Here is a 13,720-nt window from a genome sequence, read left to right on the forward strand (position 1 = left end):
GACGAAAAAGTGTTATTCGGTTCTCTCCATTTTTTTCGGATTCTGGCGTGCATCAAAAACATCGGCAATTTTGATAAAACCGTTTTCAGCATTTACCGAATAAATAATCTTATAGTTTTTATAAACTAAATAATGGTAAGACTCTTTTCTACCTTGAAGAAGTGGTTCGACTTGGCCGATAAAAGGGTTGCGAATTAGTTTTTCTGGTTCGTGGATTAAACCTTTCACCAATTTTTTTGCGATTCTGACACTTGCATTTTCGCTATAATATTCAAAAATTTCATCGAGTTGCCCTTCTGCAAATTCCGACCAAATAACCTCCATTGTTATTTGTATTTAGAAAGTAATTCCGAAGAGCGTTTAAACCGGTTGTTTTTAAAGTCAGCTTCTGATTGGTCTATTCTTCTGTTTAGTTCCTCCTTTGTCATTGGGCTGGCACCTGTTTCCCGCTCTTTTTTAAGTAATTTTTCGAGACGGGCAATAGCTTCTTCGCTTTGGAGTTTCAAAAATTCCTGAATGAACTCTATTTTCCTGGTTTGCAGATCCATTTGAATTACTTTTTTGTAAAGATACAAATTTAATGAGCATATCTTAACTATCATTCCTTTTCGAGAAATATCGCCATTTAGGCGAAAATTAGTTGCTTTTAAGCAAAACAAAGATGTTTTTAGGCAAAAAATAGAAGTTTTTGGATAAAACAATGAAATTTTTAGCCCCGGCCTCTAAAAGTTTAGGTGCCGGGGCTAAATTTTTAGGTTCAAGACCTAAAGTTTTAGTCCTTTTGGCTAAAAATAACGGCTACTTACTTAAAAACATCCGTGTTTTACCTAAAAGGGACCTTATTTTGCCCAAACGAGACATTGATACGCCTAAACATTTGGCTGTTTCGGTTAAAATTTTAGGTCCGGAACCTAAACGTTTAGGTTCCGGACCTAAAATAATGATCAAAACTGGTCGGAACCAGTCCCATTAGTGCGTGGAAAGAATTGTTTCAATTCTGCTACTTTTTCGGTATAGCCGTTTTCTCCCGCACCTTTTCTGTACTGGGCATAGCCATAGTCGATAAGGGCATCCCTGTAATTGTCGTAATCGTGCATCTTTTTGGTGCTTTCCATTTGGTAAACGATACTTTGTAACCTGTTCATTCGGGTTTCCAGGAAATTACGGGCATCATAATCCTTTTCAAAATCTTTCCAGTCTATTTCGGGTGCACTGAGGTTAGGGCTGTTTTTATGATAATCCCGTACCTTGTTTACCAATAGCTTGTTTTGCTCATTGATGGAGCCGTATTTTGTACGTTCTGCTTCGGTGAGTGCAGCTAATTTGTCCTTCACTTTCTGTTCCATTTCGGAAATCAGGCCATCGATCTCTTTTTGATCTTCCGGTGTCAGCTTAGATTGGATTACATTTCTCATTGCTCTTGAGTTTTTAGTTAATAACTGATTGATTTAAAACATTTTTCGCAAATCAAGATACAAAATATTCTCAAAAATATAAAACGCAATTCGCTGATACACAAATGTTTAAAAAACACTTATTGCGTTGTACTTTTAATTTATATACGGGAATCTCTGCGTCACTTTGCCCCAGTTTTGTGAGCCTTTGCGATAAAATAAGGAAGAAATGCCAATGTAAAGGATCGAAGTTATTTATATCCCTGGTTATTATAGAATTTAACCCGCCGTTTCAAAAAGCTGATTTTAATTGCTTGTTATTAAAATAACACCATGGTGTACAAGTTAGTCGAAGTCATTTCTCAAAACCGTAAAAAACGGTTAAGGCCTAACGAAAAAGAACCAGGCCCTGCTTTTTAACTTAATTTCTAAAAAAAAAGGGGGCACCAAACACACCTAAATAACTGATAAACAATTATTAATTGTATATAGTTTACACACAACAACTTTATTTATACACTAAAGTTACACATTATTAAAGATCCGTAAAATCCCTGAAATACACAATTGACTGAAGCACAGAAAATTAACAACATTATTAATAAGAATACCTAAAACGGCACTATAATTTCAATATAACTAATACAAACATTGACAGTAAGTTTAATCTTAAAATTTTAGAATCATGAGAAAGTTAGTTTTAGCAGCAGCATTAGTTTTCGGAGGATTTGCTACCCAAGCCGCCACCATTGCAGATTATAACGATGTAGCCATCGTTGTAAACCAGGAAGAATTCACAGAGATCAGTACTGATGAAGTTCCTGCAGCTGTGACAGAAGCCCTGGAAAGGGATTATGCAGGTGCCACTATTTCCCAAGCATACGTTAACGAGGCCAAAGAGTACAAACTGGAAGTTACCATAGGTGAAGAAGCCGCTGTACTTTACGCTAACGAAAACGGTGAATGGATACAGAAATAATCCGGCACTCTTATAATATATTAGAGTAAACCTATAAAAAGAGACTGAATTTCAGTCTCTTTTTTTTGTTTATGAATGTCCTGTTAAATAGCGCATGTTTAATCCTCCAGAATACTCCTGGAGATCACGATCTTTTGTATTTCCGAGGTCCCTTCGTAGATCTGGGTGATCTTGGCATCGCGCATCAAACGTTCTACATGATATTCTTTTACATAACCGTTCCCCCCGTGTATCTGTACGGCTTCTACAGAGGTATCCATAGCCACTTGCGACGCATACACCTTGGCCATGGCGCCGGAAAGGTCATAGTCATTCCCGTTGTCTTTGTCCCACGCCGCTTTTAGCACCAAATACCGTGCGGCTTCTATCTGTGTATGCATGTCCGCCAGTTTAAAAGCAATGGCCTGGTGGTTACATATTTCCGTTCCGAAAGCTTTTCTTACTTTGGAGTATTTTTTTGCCAGTTCATAAGCGCCTGATGCAATTCCCAGCGCCTGGCTCGCAATACCTATGCGCCCGCCTGCCAGGGTTCTCATGGCGAATTTAAATCCGAAACCATCTTCCCCGATACGGTTTTCCTTAGGCACCTTTACATCGTTAAAATTCAGGGAATGCGTATCACTTCCGCGGATACCCATCTTTTGTTCCTTGGGGCCCACTTCAAAACCGCGCATCCCCTTTTCTACGATCAGGGCATTGATCCCGCGATGTTTTTTGCCGGCGTCGGTCTGGGCTATGACCAGGTAAACATCGGCTGTGCCTCCGTTGGTGATCCAGTTTTTTGTACCGTTCAGCAAGTAATGGTCTCCTTTATCTATAGCGGAAGTTTTCTGCGAAGTGGCATCACTTCCGGCTTCGGGCTCTGACAGGCAGAAAGCGCCGATGATTTCGCCCTTAGCCAAACGGGTGAGGTATTTTTGCTTTTGTTCTTCTGTGCCGTAATGTTCCAGCCCCCAACATACCAATGAGTTGTTTACACTCATCACTACCGATGCCGAAGCATCTATCTTTGATATTTCTTCCATGGCCAAAGCGTAGGATACCGTATCCAATCCGCTACCCCCGTAATCGGGAGACACCATCATTCCCAAAAAGCCCAACGCTCCCATTTTCCGGACCTGTTCTGCGGGGAATTCCTGTTTTTCATCTCTTTCTATAACCCCGGGAAGCAACTCGGCCTGAGCAAAATCTCTTGCTGCATCACGGGTCATAACCTGTTCTTCGGTAAGCGTAAAATCCATTTCTAATAGTACTTATTTGTTTTAAAACCACACAAATTAATGAAAAATCTGCATAAAAAACCCTATTTTCGAGGCCTAAAATTAATTTTTAATAAAATAACACCTTTATTTTTAAACAGAACTTATTTAAAGTTTCCCCTTAATATGCTATAATTTTCTTTATTTTATGCCGGAGAAAAACAAATCCACTATAACATATATAACATAAAAATAATACATTAATCCCTTTTATTGTCCTGTTTTTTCAACCGGATCATAAAAAACTACACTAACTCAAAATTACTATATGGAAGAAATCATTAAGGAAGCAAAGAATATTGTATGGAGCACTCCACTAGTCGTTCTCTGCCTGTTTGCAGGGATCTACTTTTCCATCGCTACGAAATTCCTACAGATAACACATATCCGGGAAATGGTAAAACTGCTTTTTTCGGGAGAATCTTCAAAAAAAGGGGTCACCTCATTCCAGGCATTTGCCATTGCCATTTCGGGCCGGGTCGGGACCGGTAACATCGCCGGGGTGGCAACTGCCATTGCCGCAGGCGGCCCCGGGGCCATTTTCTGGATGTGGGTCATTGCCCTGTTAGGCTCGGCTTCTGCCTTTATTGAAGCTACACTGGGACAAATATATAAGGAAGTAAAAGACGGACAATATCGTGGTGGTCCTGCTTTTTACATAGAGCGGGGACTGAGGGTAAAGTGGTTTGCCTGGTTGTTTGCTGTTGTGACCATTGCCTCTACCGCCCTTTTCCTCCCCGGTGTTCAGAGCAATAGTATTGCACTGAGCGTACAGGAAGCCTTTAACTTTCCGACATGGATTACAGGGGCCGGCGTATGCCTATTGCTGGCACTTATCATTTTCGGAGGTATTAAGCGGATAAGTAAAGTAGCGGAGATCGTGGTGCCGTTCATGGCATTGGCTTACGTGCTTATGGCTGTGATCATTATCTTTATGAACATAAGCGAAGTACCGCAAATGCTCATGCTGATTGTCCGTTCTGCGTTTGGCATGGAAGAGATCTTTGCCGGCATTTTCGGTTCTGCTATTGCCTGGGGAGTTCAGCGCGGTATCTACTCTAATGAAGCCGGGCAGGGTACAGCACCTCATGCCGCCGCAGCAGCAGAGGTGAGTCATCCCGCCAAACAGGGACTGGTACAGGCGTTTTCCGTATATGTAGACACCCTGTTCGTGTGTACGGCGACCGCACTTATGATACTGTTCACCAATTCATACAACGTGAAGCACCCGGATAACGAAGACCAGTTTATTGTACAACACCTGGACAAAACAACCGAGGCAGGCCCCGCATTTACCCAAGCGGCTATAGCCCATCATTTCCCTACCGTCGGCGCTCCGTTTGTGGCCATATCTCTGCTCTTTTTTGCATTCACCACTATCATGGCCTATTACTACATTGCAGAAACAAACCTCAGCTACCTCGACCGCAAAGGTTCATGGTGGGCATTACTCGCATTGCGTGCGGTACTCCTCCTGGCCGTTTTCTATGGTACCATTAAAAGCGCCGAAACAGCCTGGGATATGGGCGATATAGGTGTAGGGCTTATGGCCTGGATAAATATCATTGCCATTTTATTCCTCCAAAGGCCTGCCCTGAAAGCTCTGAAAGACTATAAAGAACAAAAGAAAAGGGAAAAAACCCCTGTTTTCGATCCCGAAAAACTGGGGATCCGCAATGCGGATTTCTGGAAAGAATACAAAAATAAAAACCTGTAGAAACGTACGGCCGTGCGTCTCAAACGAGGTTACAACACTAAACTACACACAAAAAAACAGATGAAAGAATTATTAACTCAGTACGAAAACAAAACCCCGGAAATCGTTTTCCACTGGCAGGACCAGGAAACGGAAGCCGAGGGCTGGACAGTGATCAATTCGCTCCGCGGCGGAGCCGCCGGAGGTGGTACGCGGATGCGCAAGGGGCTGGACGTAAACGAAGTGCTTTCCCTGGCCAAGACCATGGAAGTTAAGTTTACCGTATCCGGACCTGCTATCGGCGGAGCAAAATCAGGTATCAACTTCGACCCTAAAGACCCGCGAAAAAAAGGCGTCCTGGAACGGTGGTACAAAGCCGTATCCCCCCTGCTGAAAAGTTATTACGGCACTGGCGGCGATCTTAATGTCGATGAAATACACGAGGTGATTCCCATTACCGAAGACTGTGGTGTATGGCATCCCCAGGAAGGTGTCTTCAACGGTCATTTCAAACCTTCGGAAGCCGACAAGATCAACCGGATCGGACAGCTTCGGCAAGGTGTTATCAAAGTGATCGAGAACGAAAAGTACTCTCCCGACGTCCGGAGGAAATATACTGTAGCCGACATGATCACCGGTTATGGGGTGGCCGAGGCCGTACGACATTATTACAATATATACGGTGGTAATGTGGAAGGTAAAAAAGCCATAATACAGGGCTTTGGTAATGTGGGAGCCGCCGCCGCTTTCTATCTCGCACAAATGGGAGCTAAAATTGTCGGTATCATGGATATTTCAGGAGGAGTTATCCGTGAAGACGGCTTTTCCCTCGAAGAAGTGAAATCCATGTTCCTCAACAAGGACGACAATACTCTGATACATGAAGAAGCTGTCTCGTTTGAGGAAATGAACAAAAAGATATGGGGACTGCAAGCCGAAATATTTGCCCCCTGTGCAGCCTCCAGACTGATTACCAGGGAACAGATCACACAACTCATCAATACCGGACTGGAGGTAATTTCCTGCGGTGCCAACGTACCTTTTGCCGATAAGGAAATCTTTTTCGGTCCCATTATGGAATACACCGACAAGCAGGTAAGCCTTATCCCGGACTTTATTTCCAACTGTGGCATGGCCAGGGTATTTGCCTATTTTATGGAAGGGCGGGTAGCCATGAACGACAACGCCATCTTTCAGGACACTTCCGATACCGTAAAAAAGGCATTACAACACACCTTCAAACAAAGCCCTTCCAAAACGGACATAAGCAGCACAGCTTTTGAAATAGCTTTACGGCAATTGGTATAAAACTTCTCAAGACAAAAAGATGGTTTTCAGTATAAAAAGAATTGCCCCCTCAGCCGTCAGGGGGTTCTTCTTTTTAATTATCTTTGGTGCGTATTGTTGCCACAATATAAAACAAATGGCATATGTCAAACATAATTTTATGCCGGTATAACCGTTTTACTATCAAAAAACCTTTTTATATATGATGCTATTTCAAGACGTTGCCCGGAATGTAGCCGAAGAAGCACTTTCTGAGGAAAAGACCTTGTCTGTTGCCGACCTCATTATCAGCGGGGGTCCCGGAAGTATTATAATAGTTTTGATCCTGTTCGTTTTGCTCTTTGTGGCCCTTTATATTTATTTTGAACGGATGTTTGCCATAAAAGCGGCATCCCGGATTGATAAAAACTTCATGAACCAGATCAGGGATCATGTAAGTAACGGCAAGCTGGAAGCCGGGAAAAACCTGTGCGAACAGACCGATTCTCCCGTTGCAAGACTCATAGAAAAAGGGATTTCGAGAGTAGGCAAACCCCTGGAAGACATCAACAAGGCCATAGAAAATGCCGGCACGCTTGAAGTGTATAAACTGGAAAAGAACGTGAGCATCCTGGCCACTGTGGCAGGAGCAGCACCCATGATCGGTTTTCTGGGAACCGTAATAGGGATGATCATAGCATTCCACGAAATGGCCAGCAGCGGCGGACAAGCGGAAATCGGCGCCCTGGCATCAGGCATCTACACGGCCATGACCACTACGGTAGCAGGACTGATAGTAGGTATTATTGCTTACATAGGCTATAACCACCTGGTGGTGCGTACTGATAAGGTAGTTCACCAAATGGAAGCCAATGCCGTGGAATTCCTTGACCTGTTAAACGAACCGACATAGTACGGAGTTGGGAGTCAGAAGTACGAAGCTGGAAGTACAAAATTAGAAGTATGTAATGTACGGGGAGAAGGAAAACCCGGTAACAGAACAAAGATCGAATGAGATTACAACCCCGTAACTTTGAACATTGAACCTTAAACCGTTACCCTGAGCTTACTTCTTCCCGATAGTAACCGGGACAAAGTGCCGAAGGGTTGAATTAAGAAACCATATAATGAAACTAAAAGGAAGAAATAAAGTATCGCCGGAATTCAGCATGTCTTCCATGACAGATATCGTATTCCTGTTACTGGTGTTCTTCATGCTTACGTCGAGTGTACCGAATGCCCTTGATCTGCTGCTTCCCAAGGCCAAGGGAAAATCGACCAATGTGCAGAACGTCTCGGTAAGTATCAACAAAAAGCTGGAGTACTACATGGACGATCAGAAGGTCAATCCGGAATTTCTCGAAACCGAGCTCAAGAGAAAACTCAAAAACGAGGAAAAACCTACCATAATACTCCGCGCCGAAGAAGGTGTCCCTATTGAAAAAGCAGTTGATGTTATGGACATCGCCAACAGGAACAATTTTAAGGTGATCCTGGCCGTAAGACCTAAATAAAACAATGTCGTTTCTGGATACAAGACATAAAAAGAAATCATTCACACTGACCACGGTGCTACTGGCCATACTCGTGGCACTCCTTTTTTACCTGGGAATCAGCTACATGGACCCGCCCCCGGAGAGCGGAATCACAGTTAACCTGGGTTTTACGGAGTATGGCGCCGGTGATGTGCAACCGGTGGAACAGGTAAAGTCTGCCCCGGAAGAGGAAACACAGGAAGAACAACCCGAAGAAACGGTAACGGAACCCGAACCCACGGAAGCGGAAGAACCGCAGGAAGAAGTTCTCACCGATGATACGGAAGACGCCCCCGTGATCTCTCCCGAAGAAAAAAAGAAACCGGTAACCGAGAAAAAAACCGAACCTGTAAAAGAAAAACCCAGGGAAGAGCCGAAACCCAAAAAGCCTTCCAAGTCAACCACCGACGCCCTTTCCAGTATCCTGAACGGCCCCAAGACCGAGGGTACGGAAAACACCGGAGAAGGAGATGATACCAGGGCAGGTGACAAGGGAAACCCGGAAGGAGATCCTTATGCCAGCAGCTATTACGGTTCACCCGGCACAGGATCGGGAGGCGTTGGTTATGGTCTTAGCGGCCGTTCCCTGCTTTCCAGAGGAAAAGTTCAACAGGACTGTAATGAAGAAGGAAGGGTTGTGGTAAAAATTGAAGTGGATAAAAACGGCAATGTCATTGATGCCGTCCCCGGAGTAAAAGGTACCACCAACAATCATCCCTGCCTTCTGGAGCCCGCAAAAAAAACCGCCCTTATGTTCAAGTGGAACCCGGACTCCGATGCGCCTTCCAGACAGATCGGTTTCGTGGTCATTAACTTCAGACTCGGGGATTAAAGCCCCCATCGTAAAGACGCACGGCTGTGCGTCTCTATCGGGAAGCGCAACCTATAAAGAAGACAAAGAAACCCCTACATCAATCTGCAAAATCACTATCAAACTACATGACATACCAACAAACACTCCAATGGATGTTCAACAGGTTGCCCATGTACCAGCAACAGGGTAAAACAGCCTTAAAACCCAAACTGGACAATACCCGGGAATTTTGCCGTCACCTGGGCAACCCGGAGAAAAAGATCAAAACCATTCATGTGGCCGGAACCAACGGAAAAGGCTCCGTAAGCCATATGCTGGCCTCCATTTTACAGGAAGCCGGTTACAAAACGGGGCTGTATACTTCTCCCCACCTCAAAGACTTCAGAGAGCGGATAAAAATAAACGGCATTGAGGTCGAAGAAGATTTTGTCATCAATTTTATCGAAAACAACAAACCTTTCCTGGAAGAACACGAACTCTCTTTCTTCGAAATGACCGTGGGCATGGCTTTCGACTTTTTTGCCCGGAAAAAAGTGGATATTGCCGTTATTGAAGTAGGATTGGGAGGCCGGCTGGACTCCACCAATGTCATCACTCCGGAAATTTCAGTCATTACCAACATAGGTTACGACCATACGGACATCCTCGGGGATACGCTGGAAAAAATAGCGTTTGAAAAAGCGGGGATCATCAAACCGGGAATTCCCGTGGTCATAAGCGAATATCAAAAGGAAACTTTTCCCGTATTCCGCGAAGTCGCCCTTGATAACGAATCAGAGATATTCCTGGCAGAAGACCTTTCACTGGAGGATTTTGAAAGTGATCTGCTCGGCATATATCAGAAGAAGAACATCCGCGCTGCAATAACCACAGCCAGGCATCTGAAAAATTTTGCCATAAATGAAAAAAGCATCCTTTCCGGCCTGGTACGGGTAGTACAAAATACAGGACTGAAAGGAAGATGGCAACAATTACAAACCGAACCGAAAGTAATCTGCGATACTGCCCACAATGCCGAAGGATTACGCCTGGTACTCGGGCAAATAGCCTACGAAAAATTCGATATGCTACATATTGTACTTGGTATGGTCAGGGGAAAAGACCTGAAAAACATACTCCCGCTGTTCCCGAAAGAAGCCGCCTATTATTTTACATCTCCCGGTATATCCAGGGCCCTTCCGCCGGAAGAGCTCCAGGATCATGCCCTGCAACACGGCCTGTCGGGAGAAGTGTATCCTTCTGTAAAAGAAGCTTATAAAAGGGCGCTTTCCCGGGCTGATAAAAGAGACCTTATCTATGTAGGCGGCAGTACTTTTGTGGTGGCTGAAATATTATAGAAAAATGACATAAATATTTTGCACGTGTAAAAAACAATCGTATTTTTGCATCCGCTATTCGCGCCAAGGGCAGTATACAAGGCTTGCCCGGGGAAAAAGTTCATCCATACCATTAAGTAAAGTATATTAGTGGGGCTCTTAGCTCAGTTGGTTCAGAGCACCTGCCTTACAAGCAGGGGGTCGCTGGTTCGAATCCAGCAGGGCCCACAACAGTAAACACAAGGCTTCAGAAGTATTTTAAAATTAGCCGATTTTTACTGGGTATAACAAATTTTATTTTTCTTATCGGGCTCTTAGCTCAGTTGGTTTAGAGCACTTGCCTTACAAGCAAGGGGTCGCTGGTTCGAATCCAGCAGGGCCCACGTAACAGGACAAATCAGAAATATTTTTTGGTTTGTCTTTTTTTTGTTTAATTGTTTATCAAATAGCCCAGATTTTCTACTTTTAACTACTTCATAATATGGGAAGAATTCGATGTTTTTATCTGGATGCTCCTCGGGAATTTGAATCATAATATTTGGACAGAGATATAATCAGGCAGTATTTCTACAAAATTAATTGCTTATTTTGTTCTTATCATGGAAAACAGGCTTTCCATTAAACTCCATGTCTTCGAAGTAATGTTCGAATAACAAAAGGCACTTTGTTTTCCCAAGTTTCTACAGAATTGTACTTTAGCTTTATCATAATCATCAAAAACCCAAACTATGAATCGAAAAGAATTTCTGAGAAACTCGGCTATTTTAAGCGGTGCGGCCATCCTGCCCGGCAACAGTGTTTTTTCACAGAACGTTACCGAAAACGGTATCGACAAACTGGTAGATAACGAAGGAAATTTTATACAGCAGTCCCTTCCCTATAACAAAAATTTCCTGGAACCTTATATGGATGAAGAAACGCTGCATCTCCACTTTGAATTTCATCACGGTGGCGCGGTAAAAGGGGCCAATAAAGATCTGGAGAACATCAAAAAACATCTCCGGACCGGGGATATGGACATGACGGACCTGTGGACAAGAAAACTGGCGTATCATTTTTCCAGCCATGTCCTGCACACCATTTTCTGGACGAACCTGACCAATAAGAAAACAGAACCTAAGGCGGAACTTCTTCGGCAGATCGAGAAAGATTTCGGTTCGTTTGACCGCCTGCAGGCCTATATGGCTAAAGTATCCAAATCTGTAGAAGGCAGCGGTTGGGGTATATTGGGATACCAACCCTATTCCCGATCGTTAACCTTATTGCAATGTGAAAACCATCAAAAACTCACCCAATGGGGCGTTATTCCACTTTTGGTCATAGATGTCTGGGAACACGCTTATTACCTGAAATACAAAAACAAAAGAGGAGATTTTGTAGATACCCTATTGGAGATTATCGACTGGGACAATGTGGCAGAACGGTTTGTAACCGCTAAAAAATTACACGGATAATTTTTTGCCGGGATAGAGAATAAGACCACATGCCCACATTTGTGTTGCTACCACCAGTATAAATCATATGATCCATAAAATGATTCGAGATCTGCATCCCAGGGTCCACATAACATTAAAAGCCTCTCTTCGAAGAGGTTTTTGTTCATTATGACTTTTGTTTTGTTGTAATATATTACATACCCAGAGATTCTTTATCATAGTTGCATCACCTGAAATCCGAACCTTAAAAGAAATGCGCGGGAATATCCCGGATCAACCCTAAAAGTTATTGGACATTGTTGGGGTTCAGATGCAAGACAGTAGGACATAAGAAGTACGACTTGCGATTTATTAAATAGTTCCTTTTTGTTACAGTGTTTGTATTGACCTCGATTGAGGGTCATTTATTGCAGCCCTTGAGTAATATAAAAATTATATTCTTGTTGTTGGGTTAACAGGTTAACGACAGGTTATTGAGTTCGTGCGTGATACCTAAATAACCAAAATACAATTTTACAGCGTGGTTTTGTTTTTTGCAAATGAAGGGAAACCGGAAACGATCCCGGGTTTACGATATATCAGCCTCACATACAACATTCAATCCAAAAAACATTCGTGTATCCGTGGCAAAACCAAAACCGGAAACTTACAATAAGCGAAAAACCCTACAACCTTTGATCCTGCTCCTATATCCTTTTTGAATTTTAAGATTTCTTTAATATTTACTTATTCTCAGATTTAATAGTTTAGTGCCGGTTTTTTGACAAAACAAACATAAATTTTACTGAAACAGACAAAAAAATAACACTTTAAGTCAAAATACCTCATTTGTTACCTGTACTTAGACTTTAGTATTAATTTAATGATAATTAAACTATGTTCACTTGTACAAAACACCTGTCTTGTCTTTTTTTTCTTTTTACTTTCATTCACTTATTACCGCACACTACAAGTGCACAGGGAGTGTCTCTTTACACCCCTTATACTAAAATAACAGTCCCTCCGGGTGAATCCTTAAACTATTCGGTAGACGTGATCAACAAGACCGGAGCTACCAGGACCTCCCGGGTTACAATTTCGGGGCTACCGGAAGAATGGCACTATGAACTCAAGTCCGGTGGGTACGATATCGAAGAGATTTCTGTACTTCCCGGAGAAAAGAAAACCCTGTCACTAACCGTCAATGTTCCCTTTAAAATAGACAAGGGCACTTATAATTTTAATGTTACGGCACAGGGTTACTCCACATTACCTCTTGCAGTTACCGTTTCCCGGAAAGGTTCGTCACAAGCACAGTTCAGCTCCAAACAGACCAATATCCAGGGCGCAGCCAATTCCACCTTTACATACAATGCCGAACTGAGAAACGGCAGTGGGGAAAACGAAGTATATGCACTCCGCGCCATGAAACCACGCGGATGGAACGTCCGCTATAAAGTCGGTGGAAAACAGGTGTCTTCCGTAAATGTGGAACCTAATCAGACCCAGAGAATAACCATAGAAGTCTACCCCCCGGCAGAGATAAAGGCCGGAACCTATAAAATTCCGGTAATTGCAGGTTCGGGAAGCATTTCCGCCAGGCTGGAACTGGAATCGGTGATTACGGGGACTTATGACATATCCCTCACTACTCCCACAGGACGGCTAAGCACCAAAGTCACTTCAGGAGGTAAAAAGAAGATCAAACTTCTTGTGAAAAACACCGGCTCGGCAGCCGTAGACAATATAGAACTGAAAGCCAAGACCCCGGTAAACTGGGAGGTTACCTTTGAACCTGAAAAAATCAACCACCTGGAATCCGGTAAAAGCGAAGAAGTCCATGCCACTATTGCCGTAGATAACAAAGCACTTGCAGGCGATTACATGGCAGACCTGCAGGCTACATCTCCCGAAGCAAAGTCTGAAGCCTCATTCAGGATTTCAGTAAAAACATCTGTGCTTACGGGCTGGGCAGGTATCCTCATTATACTCATTGCCATTGGAAGTGTATATATCCTAATCCGAAAATACGGAAGGAGATAAACC

14 protein-coding genes and 2 tRNA genes are annotated in these 13,720 nt (G+C 43.2%); 12 read left to right on the plus strand and 4 right to left on the minus strand.

Annotation, left to right across the window (positions count from 1 at the left end; translation table 11 throughout):
- Window positions 1–12 precede the first annotated feature (12 nt).
- Window positions 13–324, minus strand: a complete 312-nt coding sequence (locus tag LS482_RS06470; protein ID WP_233030937.1) for a type II toxin-antitoxin system RelE/ParE family toxin — start codon at window positions 322–324, stop codon at window positions 13–15.
- Between the two features lie 2 nt (window positions 325–326).
- The gene (locus LS482_RS06475; RefSeq protein ID WP_233030938.1) at window positions 327–548 is read right to left on the minus strand and encodes a hypothetical protein; all 222 of its coding nucleotides are present in this window, start codon (window positions 546–548) and stop codon (window positions 327–329) included.
- Between the two features lie 152 nt (window positions 549–700).
- On the opposite strand from LS482_RS06475, the gene LS482_RS06480 reads away from it, so the two are divergent.
- The gene (locus tag LS482_RS06480; RefSeq protein ID WP_233030939.1) at window positions 701–973 is read left to right on the plus strand and encodes a hypothetical protein; all 273 of its coding nucleotides are present in this window, start codon (window positions 701–703) and stop codon (window positions 971–973) included.
- On the opposite strand, the gene LS482_RS06485 is transcribed toward LS482_RS06480, so the two are convergent.
- Window positions 945–1,415: a hypothetical protein gene (locus LS482_RS06485; protein WP_233030940.1), complete on the minus strand. Its 471-nt coding sequence runs from the start codon at window positions 1,413–1,415 to the stop codon at window positions 945–947. The two genes, LS482_RS06480 and LS482_RS06485, sit on opposite strands and share 29 nt — an antisense overlap.
- 664 nt (window positions 1,416–2,079) lie before the next feature.
- Between LS482_RS06485 and LS482_RS06490 the strand changes: the two genes are divergently transcribed.
- Window positions 2,080–2,373 (plus strand): hypothetical protein, encoded by a 294-nt coding sequence (locus LS482_RS06490; RefSeq protein ID WP_233030941.1) that lies wholly within the window; start codon window positions 2,080–2,082, stop codon window positions 2,371–2,373.
- A 98-nt stretch (window positions 2,374–2,471) separates the two neighbouring features.
- On the opposite strand, the gene LS482_RS06495 is transcribed toward LS482_RS06490, so the two are convergent.
- Window positions 2,472–3,614 carry an acyl-CoA dehydrogenase gene (locus tag LS482_RS06495; RefSeq protein ID WP_233030942.1) on the minus strand — a complete coding sequence of 381 codons (1,143 nt, stop codon included), beginning with the start codon at window positions 3,612–3,614 and terminating at the stop codon, window positions 2,472–2,474.
- Between the two features lie 286 nt (window positions 3,615–3,900).
- Here LS482_RS06495 and LS482_RS06500 point away from each other — a divergent pair, with 286 nt between their 5' ends.
- The 10 genes from LS482_RS06500 to LS482_RS06545 all read left to right on the plus strand — a co-directional run bounded on the left by LS482_RS06500 (window position 3,901) and on the right by LS482_RS06545 (window position 13,717).
- Entirely contained in the window at window positions 3,901–5,349 is a 1,449-nt protein-coding gene (locus tag LS482_RS06500; protein ID WP_233030943.1) for an alanine/glycine:cation symporter family protein, read from the plus strand.
- 60 nt (window positions 5,350–5,409) lie between these two features.
- A complete protein-coding gene (locus tag LS482_RS06505; protein ID WP_233030944.1) occupies window positions 5,410–6,636 on the plus strand; it encodes a Glu/Leu/Phe/Val dehydrogenase dimerization domain-containing protein in 1,227 nt (408 codons plus the stop codon).
- Window positions 6,637–6,817: 181 nt separating this feature from the next.
- The gene (locus LS482_RS06510) at window positions 6,818–7,507 is read left to right on the plus strand and encodes a MotA/TolQ/ExbB proton channel family protein (protein WP_233030945.1); all 690 of its coding nucleotides are present in this window, start codon (window positions 6,818–6,820) and stop codon (window positions 7,505–7,507) included.
- A gap of 214 nt (window positions 7,508–7,721) precedes the next feature.
- Window positions 7,722–8,108, plus strand: coding sequence for an ExbD/TolR family protein (locus LS482_RS06515; protein WP_233030946.1), 387 nt, complete (start codon window positions 7,722–7,724; stop codon window positions 8,106–8,108).
- Window positions 8,109–8,112: 4 nt separating this feature from the next.
- Window positions 8,113–8,961: an energy transducer TonB gene (locus LS482_RS06520; protein ID WP_233030947.1), complete on the plus strand. Its 849-nt coding sequence runs from the start codon at window positions 8,113–8,115 to the stop codon at window positions 8,959–8,961.
- A gap of 107 nt (window positions 8,962–9,068) precedes the next feature.
- Complete coding sequence (locus tag LS482_RS06525) at window positions 9,069–10,280, plus strand: bifunctional folylpolyglutamate synthase/dihydrofolate synthase (protein WP_233030948.1); 1,212 nt, start codon at window positions 9,069–9,071, stop codon at window positions 10,278–10,280.
- A gap of 132 nt (window positions 10,281–10,412) precedes the next feature.
- Window positions 10,413–10,487 (plus strand) — tRNA-Val (locus LS482_RS06530).
- A gap of 80 nt (window positions 10,488–10,567) precedes the next feature.
- Window positions 10,568–10,642, plus strand: a tRNA-Val gene (locus LS482_RS06535).
- A 345-nt stretch (window positions 10,643–10,987) separates the two neighbouring features.
- On the plus strand, window positions 10,988–11,713 hold the full coding sequence (locus LS482_RS06540) for a superoxide dismutase (protein ID WP_233030949.1): 726 nt from the start codon (window positions 10,988–10,990) through the stop codon (window positions 11,711–11,713).
- 858 nt (window positions 11,714–12,571) lie between these two features.
- A complete protein-coding gene (locus tag LS482_RS06545) occupies window positions 12,572–13,717 on the plus strand; it encodes a COG1470 family protein (RefSeq protein WP_367890597.1) in 1,146 nt (381 codons plus the stop codon).
- Window positions 13,718–13,720: the final 3 nt, after the last annotated feature.

It is taken from the genome of Sinomicrobium kalidii (genome assembly GCF_021183825.1).
Taxonomy (GTDB): domain Bacteria; phylum Bacteroidota; class Bacteroidia; order Flavobacteriales; family Flavobacteriaceae; genus Sinomicrobium; species Sinomicrobium kalidii.

Excerpts from the sequence above, each read along its gene's own strand:
- LS482_RS06470 (WP_233030937.1), bottom strand. The coding sequence starts at position 324 with ATGGAGGTTATTTGGTCGGAATTTGCAGAAGGGCAACTCGATGAAATT.
- LS482_RS06475 (WP_233030938.1), bottom strand. The coding sequence starts at position 548 with ATGGATCTGCAAACCAGGAAAATAGAGTTCATTCAGGAATTTTTGAAA.
- LS482_RS06480 (WP_233030939.1), top strand. The coding sequence starts at position 701 with ATGAAATTTTTAGCCCCGGCCTCTAAAAGTTTAGGTGCCGGGGCTAAA.
- LS482_RS06485 (WP_233030940.1), bottom strand. The coding sequence starts at position 1,415 with ATGAGAAATGTAATCCAATCTAAGCTGACACCGGAAGATCAAAAAGAG.
- LS482_RS06490 (WP_233030941.1), top strand. The coding sequence starts at position 2,080 with ATGAGAAAGTTAGTTTTAGCAGCAGCATTAGTTTTCGGAGGATTTGCT.
- LS482_RS06495 (WP_233030942.1), bottom strand. The coding sequence starts at position 3,614 with ATGGATTTTACGCTTACCGAAGAACAGGTTATGACCCGTGATGCAGCA.
- LS482_RS06500 (WP_233030943.1), top strand. The coding sequence starts at position 3,901 with ATGGAAGAAATCATTAAGGAAGCAAAGAATATTGTATGGAGCACTCCA.
- LS482_RS06505 (WP_233030944.1), top strand. The coding sequence starts at position 5,410 with ATGAAAGAATTATTAACTCAGTACGAAAACAAAACCCCGGAAATCGTT.
- LS482_RS06510 (WP_233030945.1), top strand. The coding sequence starts at position 6,818 with ATGATGCTATTTCAAGACGTTGCCCGGAATGTAGCCGAAGAAGCACTT.
- LS482_RS06515 (WP_233030946.1), top strand. The coding sequence starts at position 7,722 with ATGAAACTAAAAGGAAGAAATAAAGTATCGCCGGAATTCAGCATGTCT.
- LS482_RS06520 (WP_233030947.1), top strand. The coding sequence starts at position 8,113 with ATGTCGTTTCTGGATACAAGACATAAAAAGAAATCATTCACACTGACC.
- LS482_RS06525 (WP_233030948.1), top strand. The coding sequence starts at position 9,069 with ATGACATACCAACAAACACTCCAATGGATGTTCAACAGGTTGCCCATG.
- LS482_RS06540 (WP_233030949.1), top strand. The coding sequence starts at position 10,988 with ATGAATCGAAAAGAATTTCTGAGAAACTCGGCTATTTTAAGCGGTGCG.
- LS482_RS06545 (WP_367890597.1), top strand. The coding sequence starts at position 12,572 with ATGTTCACTTGTACAAAACACCTGTCTTGTCTTTTTTTTCTTTTTACT.